The organism is Phenylobacterium sp., from assembly GCF_036723115.1.
Classification (GTDB): domain Bacteria; phylum Pseudomonadota; class Alphaproteobacteria; order Caulobacterales; family Caulobacteraceae; genus Phenylobacterium.
Genome location: NZ_DAIMHV010000119.1, coordinates 1 through 8153 on the forward strand (window position 1 = coordinate 1; position 8153 = coordinate 8153).

Below are 8153 nucleotides of genomic sequence, written 5' to 3' on the forward strand. Positions count from 1 at the left end.
CCGCCGCCGCCGCCGACCAATGCGCCGCCGCCGCCGCCGCCCAAGCTGCAGCCGCGTCCGCCGGTGACGCCGCCGATCGACGCGCCTTCGATCCCGCCCCTGCCGGTTCCCCCGGTGGAGAAGCGGATCGAGACGCCGAAGCCGCCGGCGCCGCCTCCGCCGGAACCGCCGCGTCCGTCGGTGATCACCAATCCCGACTGGGCCCGCGTGCCCAGCGGCGAGGAAGTGGCTCGGTACTATCCTGACCGCGCTCAGCGGATGGGAGCCGAGGGCCGGGTGGTTCTGAGCTGCTCGGTGACCGCCCGCGGCACCCTGGAAGGCTGCTCCGTCGTGGAGGAGACTCCCTCGGGCCAGGACTTCGGGAACGCCGCCATGCGGATGACTCGACTGTTCCGGATGCGTCCGCGCACCGCCGACGGCCAGCCCGTCGAAGGTGGCACGGTGCGGATCCCGATCTCCTTCCGTCTGCCCCAGTAGGGCGCGGAACAGATCCGTCAGGATTGACCCCGGAAGCGCACCGCTTCCGGGGTTTTTCTTTGGCCATGTCTTTGTCGGCGGCCTGCGGGATCGCGCTTGATCCGGCGCGCCTGCGCCACTAGAACCCTAGCCTCGCGACGCGCCGCCTTAGCTCAGTTGGTTAGAGCGCCAGATTGTGGCTCTGGAGGTCCCCCGTTCGAACCGGGGAGGCGGTACCATCGTTTAAAGGCCTGAGAGATCAGGCCTTTTTCGTTTCTGGAGCATGGGTGCCGGCGCACCCGCGCCGGGGGTCTTTTTCGTTGGGAGGGGGTGCGGCGGCCGCGGGTACGCGACTTTCCCGAATCGAAGGGCGGCGTAGAGGCCGCCCGACCAGCTGCACGGTTGACCCCGCCGCCGCGGGCGCAGCCTAGCACCATTCTGCGAGCTGGTGATCTAGGCGTCGGCCAGGACCCGCCGGGCGGCTTCGGCCAGGAAGCCCGATCGCGTATAGCCGCGGGCTTCTGCAGTGCGGTCTATGTCCTGCAGGAGGTCTTCCGGCAGTGTGATGTTGACCCTGGACACCCGCCGGGGTCCGGCGGCGGCCAGCGGGACGAGGAGGGGCGTGCCGTCTCGCGCCTCGGGATCGGCCATCACCTCGTCCATGGTCGAGGGCGCGGGGATCGCCTCACCGTCTTCGCTCATGACGGAGACATGGCCCTCCAGAGCCTCGCGCGCCATGGCGGCGGCTTCCTCCAGGGTGGCGCCGGCGGTCACGCAGCCGGGGAAGTCCGGAAAGGAGACCCCATAGTCGCTGTCGGGGTCCTTATGGATCAGGGCGATGTAGTAGCGCATGGGCCTTACCTCAGCTTGAGACCGGCCTGACGCTCGATAGAGCGGAGCGTCCCTAGGGGCAGGTCTTTCTTCGGATGCGGGACGGTGACCAGGCCGGGCAGGGTGGGGTGGCGGTAGTGGTGATGGCTTCCGGTGACCCGCTTGAGGGTCCAGCCGCCGGCTTCAAGAGCCTTGATCACGTCCCGGCTGTTCATGTGTACTGCATACACATTTCTGCCCGCCGGTGCAATCAGGAGATGCGCACGTTATACACACTATGTGGCGCACCATTCCGGGCTGACGGAGGCGGAATACAGGCGGCCGGCCCTTTGACCCTACCGGCGCCGAAAGCCCCGAGCCTCGCCGCTGGGGGGCTTTTCGCAGCGTTGATCGGACAGAGCTTCGCCCCTCTGTCACACTCGGGCGTCATAAGCCTCGACAACGACGGCGGGTCTGCCCGCGCTTCGAGGTCTTCCATGTTCACTGCGTCCCTTCTCCGCACCGGCGTCCCCCTGGCCCTGGCGGTGTCCGCCGCCCTGCTGCTCCCAGCGGGCCAAGCCCTTGCCCAGACCGGTCCGGACCCCGCGCGCACGCCGGAGGAGGTGCTGGAAGCCGCCCTGGCCCGGTCGCCCAATACCGGGGCGGCGCGCAACGTGATCCTTTTCATCGGCGACGGCATGGGCGTTTCCACCGTCACCGCCGGGCGGATTCTCGACGGCCAGCGGCAGGGCCGCGACGGGGCCAGCCACGACCTCGCCTTCGACACCATGCCCTATGGCGGGCTTGTGCGGACCTATTCCGCCGACGGCCTGGTGACCGATTCCGCCAATGGGGCCTCGGCCATCACCACCGGCTATCGCACCATCAATGGGGCGCTTGGCGTCGACGGCGGCGCCCGGCGCGGCGTTTGCGACCCGTCGCGCAATGTCGCCACCATCGCCCAGCGCGCCAAGGCCGAAATAGGCAAGGCGGTGGGGGTGGTCTCCACCTCCTCGGTCACCGACGCCTCGCCCGCGGCCTTCTACGCCCATGTGCCTGACCGCAACTGGCAGAGCGACGCCGAACTGCCCGCCGCCGCGCGGGCGGCCGGTTGCCAGGACATCGCCGCCCAGCTCGTCCTGGCCCCGGACGAGATCCGGCCCGACCTGGTGCTGGGGGGCGGCTGGTCCTTCTTCCGTCCGGCCGAGGCGGGCGGACGGCGGGTCGACGGCCAGGACCTCACCGCGCTCTGGGCCAGTCAGCCAGGCGGGGCCTATGTCACCGATCGCGAGGGCATGACCCAGGCCGTGGCGGAGCGGCGCAAGATTCTGGGCCTGTTCGCTCCGGTCCACATCCCCCACGAGCTGGATCGTCCGGGCGCAGCGCCGCAGATCATCCCGACCTTGGAGGAGATGACGCGTGCGGCGATCAGCCGGCTGGCGGCCGAGCCTGCGGGCTATGTGCTGCTGGTCGAGGGCGCCCATATCGACAAGGCCCACCACGCCGGTCTCATCAACGCGTCCCTCACCGAGCTCATCGAGTTCGCCAAAGCCGTGGCCGCGGCCCGCGAAATGACCGACGACGCCGACACCCTCATCCTGGTGACGGCCGATCACAGCCATGGCCTGGTGATCAGCGGGGGGGCCCGGGGCGATGACGTGCTCGGCCTGATTAAGGGCCCCACCGGCGCGCCGCGCCTGGCTGAGGACGGCAAGCCCATTCCCATACTGAGCTACGCCACCGGACCCGGCGGGCCGCGCGATGCGTCTGGGCGGCCGGGCCTGGAGGCCGGTGATCCCACCGCCCCGGATCATGTGCGCCAGGCCGGCGTCTATTTCTCCAGCGCGGCCCATGCCGGCGAGGACGTGCCCGCCTATGCTGAGGGGCCGGGCGCCTATCTGGTCACCGGCTCCATGGACCAGCCCTACCTCTTTCAGGTGCTGCGCCACGCCCTGCGCCTGCCGCCAAAGCCGCCGGGGTCCTGACCCGGCGACCCATCACGGGGCTGGGGTCAGGCTTTCCACATAGGCCGCCACCAGGGCCAGGCCCTCGGCATGGACGAGGCTTCGACCCAGTTCCGGCATCATGACGCCGGGGTCGTCCGACGCCATCCGATGCACCAGGATCGAGGTGTCCGGGCGGCCGGGGTCGATGGAGACCTTGTGGCCGCCCGAACCGCGGCCGGCGGCCACCGGCGCCTTGTTGATCCCCAGATGAACCGGCCGGTCCTCCTCCAGGGTCAGGAAGAGGCCGCTGGTGGAGGCCATGCCCGCCGGGCTGTGGCAGTGGCCGCAATTGACGTCGAGATAGGCCCGGGCGCGCGCCTCCAGCGGCTCGGTCTGCGAGTCCCAGGCGGGCGTCCGGGGCGCATCAGCCGGGGCCGGGCCGCCGCTCAGGTGGCCCAGCCGCCGCCAGGCCTCCAACTGGTTCTGGGTGCGATCGCCATAGTCGAGGTCCCGGTTGAGATTGCGCGCCCGTGGGCCGATGGGGACAAGCGCGCCCTGCGCCGAGTGGCAGGTCTTGCACTGGTTCTGGTTGGGCACGAGATAGTTGATCGCCCGGGCCGCGCCGGACGGATCGATGAAGGCCACGTCCAGCCGGGCCCCCGTTCGCTTCAGGACGGCCTCGGTCTGGTCGGCGTTCCAGACATAGGCCAGGGCGACCCAGCCCTCCGCCTTCCGGATCAGCAGCCGGGTCTCCACATAACGCTCGTCCACCGCCGGGCGGCGCATGTCGGGCGCATAGGCGAAGGTCTTGACCAGCACCGAACCGACGGGAAATTCCAGCACACCTTCAGAGCGATAGGTGGCGCTCTTGCCTGCTGGCGTGAAGACGAAGCGGTGCTTGGCCGCATAGTCGCTGAACAGCGGGGTCGTCAGGTCGTAGGGCGTCACGCCGGGGCTGGGGGTGCGGGCGCCGGGGTCCTGGAAAAGGCCGTAATCCGACAGCTTCTGCGCCGGCGCCTCGGCCAGGATGACATCGAGGCGCACGGGCTCCGGCCCGCCGCGCGCGCCCGACAGCGCCAGGGCGGCCAGCGTCAGCAACAGGGCTGGAAGGACGCGCATGGCGGCGGCTCAGCCGACGCGAGCGGTCTGGGCCTCTGGCAGCACCACGGGCTCGGGCTCGCTGATCTCGCCCCGCTCCAGCACGGGCGTCACATCGGGGCGCGCCTCGGCCATGGCGCCGGGGGCGGGCAGGTTGAGGTTCAGAACCGGGCCGTCCGCCAGTCTCAGCGCCTGGGGGCCGGCCGCTGCGGCCACCCCATCCCACAGGATCGGCGGCAGAGCGCCGCCCACGGCCGCGGCCAACTCCGCCCCACCTGCGAAGGCCGGCGCCCAGCCGTTGCGGCCCAGCCGGTTGTCGCGCACCACCACCTCGCGGGGGATGGGGTCGTAGTTGGCGTCGTCGAAGGGCTGGATGTAGCCCACCAGCATGACGGCGGCGGTCTGGTTGCCGTCGATCTCATTGTCGAACACGTGGACATTGCGGTTGGCCATGATCATGACCCCTGCGCCCACCGGCACGCTGGCCACGATATTGCCTTCGGGGGCGAAGTTGGGGGTGTCGTTATCGACGATCCTGTTGCCGAACACGCGGGTGGAATGGCCGCCCATCACCGGCAGATTGGGCAGGTCGAACACCAGAACCCCGCCGGTATTGTGTCTGACCGTGTTGCCATAGACGTCGGCATGGCTGGAATTCTCGATCTCGATCCCGGCCACATTGAACTCGGCCAGGCTGTTGCGCACGATGATGTGGCGCGACTGGCCCACATAGATGCCCGCATCAGAGGCGCCGCGCACGGTGACCCCGTCGATCAGGACGTGGGTGGAGCTGACCGGATAGACTCCATAGGCGCCGTTGGTGGCCTTGGGCCCGCCGGTCCATTCCACCCGCAGATTGATCATGCTGATCTGGTCGGCGTCCTTGGACTTGATCCCGTCGCCCCTGGAGTTCTCCACCGCCAGGTCGCGCACCGTCACCCGGTCGGACGTGATCAGCAGGCCCTCCGCACCGCCCTGCTGACCATCGAAGGACAGGATGGTGGCGTCGGGTCCGGCGCCCTTGATGGTGACGTCGTCCACGTCCAGGGACAGGCCATCGGTCAGCTCGTAACGTCCCGGCCCCAGCGCCACCACATCGCCGGGTTTGGCGTCCAGCAAGGCCAGCTGCAGGGCCTCCTGGGCGTCGGGGCCGGGCGCGACGGAAAGGGTCTTGGCCTGGGCCGGATGGGCGGCTGCGGCATAGGCCCCGACGGCGATCACGCACAAGGCGGCGGTTAGGCGATTCATGGTCATCCTCCCGGGACGGCCGCTCTCTGGGGCGGCCTTTCGCCGAAGCTTGGCCCTCGCGCTCGCGGCGCGCAACGCCTAAGCGATCAATGTTCATGAATCCCCATTCGGCCCTTGATCCCAGCCCCCGCGGCGGGGGTTACTGCCGGCCGCGGAATCTGGAAACCACAAGGGAGAGCGCGATGGATCTGCAATTGAAGGGCAAGCGGGCGGTGGTCACGGGCGCCAGCCGCGGCATCGGCCGGGCCATCGCCGAGCTGCTGGCCGAAGAAGGCTGCGATGTTGCGGTGTGCGCCCGCGGCGAGGCCGGCGTGGCCGAGACGGTGCAGGCGCTGGAGGCGCGCGGGGTGCGCGCCTGGGGCCAGGCGGTGGACATCGCCGATGGTCCGGCCCTGCAGGCCTTCGTGAGCCAGGCGGCTGAAAACCTGGGCGGCCTCGACATCCTGGTCTCCAACGCCAGCGCCCTGGTCAATGGCGGGTCGGAGGACGACTGGCGGTCCATGTTCGAGATCGACATGCTGGGCGCGGTGCGCACCTATGGGGCTGCCCGGCCCCATCTGGAGAAGGCGGCGGCCGCCCAGGGGGACGCGGCCTTCATCATCACCTCCTCGGTCTCGGCGGCCGAGGCCAGCGGCCCTTCGGCCTATGGGGCCATGAAGGCCGCCCTCATCCATTACGCCAAGGGCGTCGCCAAGGAAGGCGCGGCCAAGGGCGTGCGCTGCAATGTGGTCTCGCCGGGCACAGTCTTTTTCGAGGACGGGGTGTGGGGCCGGGTCAAGGCCACGGCGCCGGGCTTCTTCGACCAGATGATCAAGCGCAACCCCACCGGCCGCATGGCCACCCCCGAGGAGGTGGCGGCCGCCACCGTCTTCCTGGCCAGCCCCCGTTCAGCCTTCACCACGGGCATCAACATGCTGGTGGACGGGGCCATTTCCGGCCGGGTGAACTTCTAGGCCGCCCGGCCTGTCCCTGCGGCGTCCTGCCGCAGGGACAGGCGCGGACCCGGCAGGGGCGGTTAACCGAACGACGATATGCCTGACGGACGGGGGAGGGGACGTTCATTTGACTCAGGCCAATATTCCACTCGAATCGGTGCGCACCACCGCCGACCGGGTGGTGCGCCTGGCCCACGCCCTCTATGGCGGCGCTGGAGCCGACGTCGTGTGGCGCGAGGGCCAGGGGGACGCGCGGACCAAGCCCTTCGAGGGCGACGAAAGCCCGCACTTCCCCAGTCGACGGGTGATCGCCACGGGCGAAGCCCTGTGGATCGAGGACTTCGCCACCGACCCGGTCGCCCAGGCCCATGGGCTCGCGCCCGGCAGCCCGGAGGTTAAGGCCTTCCTGGGAGCGCCCATCCTCTGCGACGGCGAGGTCCTGGGCGCCTTGATCAGCATCGACATGACGCCTCGCCCCCGGGTGGAGAAGGTTCTGAAGCAGTTCCAGGCCCTGGCCGCCCTGCTGGGGGACGACTGCGCCCGGGTGAAACTGGGCCAGCAGCTTCAGACGGCGCTGGAGACCGCCGAACGCTCCGAACGACGCCTGCGGGCGGCCATGCGCATCGCCAAGATCCGCGTCTGGGAGCTCGATCACCTCCGGCGCGAGGCGGTGAGCGAGCGTGCGGAGCGCGACTCGGTGGACTACGACCTGGCCATGGAAAAGCTCTGGGCGCCGGTCCATCCTGAGGACCTGCCCGGCGCCCAACAGGCCTGGGAGGATCATCTGGCCGGCGGCGAGCCGATGCACGTGGTCCATCGGCACGTGCGCTCCGATGGGGCCTTGCGCTGGGTCGAGAGCCTGGCCGAGGCGCACCACGACGACCAGGGCCGTTTGGTGGGCGTGGTGGGCGCTGTGCGCGACATCGACCAGGAGAAGCGCAACGAGCTCGAGCTGGTCCAGGCCCGGCTGGACGCCGAAGCCGAAAGCGAGGCCAAGAGCCGGTTCCTGGCCACGGTGAGCCATGAGATCCGCACGCCCCTGAACGGCATCTACGGCATGGCCCAGGCCCTGGCGCGGGAAGACCTGCCCGAGGCCCAACAGCGCCAGGTGGAGGTGATCTGCCGCTCCAGCGAGAGCCTGCTGGCCATCATCAACGACGTCCTGGACCTGTCGAAGATCAGCGTCGGAAAGGTGGAGCTGGAGGCCGTGGACTTCGACGTGGTGGAGCTCGCCACCGGCGTTTGCGCCACCTTCGCGGCCCTGTCCGCGGCCAAGGGGCTCCAGGTGAAGGTCACAGCGACGCCGTCGGTGGCCGGGGCCTATCGCGGCGATGCGGGCCGGCTTCGACAGGTGCTGTCCAACCTGGTCTCCAATGCGGTGAAGTTCACCGCGATGGGCGGCGTGACGGTCGACCTGGACCAGACCTCAGACGGCCTGGTGATCGGGGTGACCGATACCGGCATCGGCATTGCGCCCGACAATCAGGCCCGCATCTTCGAACCCTTCGTCCAGGCCGATGTGTCCACCACCCGGCGCTTCGGCGGCACGGGGCTTGGCCTCGCGATCTGCCGCGAACTGGTGGCCGCCATGGGCGGCGCGCTGTCGTTGGAGAGCCGACCCGCGGCGGGGTCCTGCTTCAGGCTCCAGCTGCCCCTGACC

At 69.8% G+C, this 8153-nt stretch carries 8 protein-coding genes and 1 tRNA gene; 5 read left to right on the top strand and 4 right to left on the bottom strand.

Annotated features, from left to right (window positions below; genetic code table 11):
• Both V7D28_RS11700 and V7D28_RS11705 read left to right on the top strand, forming a co-directional pair.
• The coding region (locus V7D28_RS11700) for an energy transducer TonB (RefSeq protein WP_333587562.1) at positions 1-477 on the top strand (477 nt) is incomplete at its 5' end.
• Between the two features lie 141 nt (positions 478-618).
• Positions 619-695, top strand: a tRNA-His gene (locus V7D28_RS11705).
• Positions 696-909: 214 nt separating this feature from the next.
• Here V7D28_RS11705 and V7D28_RS11710 read toward each other — a convergent pair.
• Together V7D28_RS11710 and V7D28_RS11715 are read right to left on the bottom strand one after the other, a co-directional pair.
• Positions 910-1308 carry a type II toxin-antitoxin system HicB family antitoxin gene (locus tag V7D28_RS11710; RefSeq protein ID WP_333587563.1) on the bottom strand — a complete coding sequence of 133 codons (399 nt, stop codon included), beginning with the start codon at positions 1306-1308 and terminating at the stop codon, positions 910-912.
• Between the two features lie 5 nt (positions 1309-1313).
• Positions 1314-1502 carry a type II toxin-antitoxin system HicA family toxin gene (locus V7D28_RS11715; protein ID WP_333587564.1) on the bottom strand — a complete coding sequence of 63 codons (189 nt, stop codon included), beginning with the start codon at positions 1500-1502 and terminating at the stop codon, positions 1314-1316.
• A 261-nt stretch (positions 1503-1763) separates the two neighbouring features.
• Between V7D28_RS11715 and V7D28_RS11720 the strand changes: the two genes are divergently transcribed.
• A complete protein-coding gene (locus V7D28_RS11720; protein ID WP_333587565.1) occupies positions 1764-3251 on the top strand; it encodes an alkaline phosphatase in 1488 nt (495 codons plus the stop codon).
• Positions 3252-3263: 12 nt separating this feature from the next.
• Here the strand turns inward: V7D28_RS11720 and V7D28_RS11725 are convergent, their stop codons facing one another.
• Together V7D28_RS11725 and V7D28_RS11730 are read right to left on the bottom strand one after the other, a co-directional pair.
• A complete protein-coding gene (locus tag V7D28_RS11725) occupies positions 3264-4331 on the bottom strand; it encodes an SO2930 family diheme c-type cytochrome (RefSeq protein ID WP_333587566.1) in 1068 nt (355 codons plus the stop codon).
• Positions 4332-4340: 9 nt separating this feature from the next.
• Positions 4341-5558 carry a parallel beta-helix domain-containing protein gene (locus V7D28_RS11730; protein ID WP_333587567.1) on the bottom strand — a complete coding sequence of 406 codons (1218 nt, stop codon included), beginning with the start codon at positions 5556-5558 and terminating at the stop codon, positions 4341-4343.
• A gap of 182 nt (positions 5559-5740) precedes the next feature.
• On the opposite strand from V7D28_RS11730, the gene V7D28_RS11735 reads away from it, so the two are divergent.
• Positions 5741-6511 carry an SDR family NAD(P)-dependent oxidoreductase gene (locus V7D28_RS11735; protein ID WP_333587568.1) on the top strand — a complete coding sequence of 257 codons (771 nt, stop codon included), beginning with the start codon at positions 5741-5743 and terminating at the stop codon, positions 6509-6511.
• A 109-nt stretch (positions 6512-6620) separates the two neighbouring features.
• The coding region (locus tag V7D28_RS11740; RefSeq protein ID WP_333587569.1) for a sensor histidine kinase at positions 6621-8153 on the top strand (1533 nt) is incomplete at its 3' end.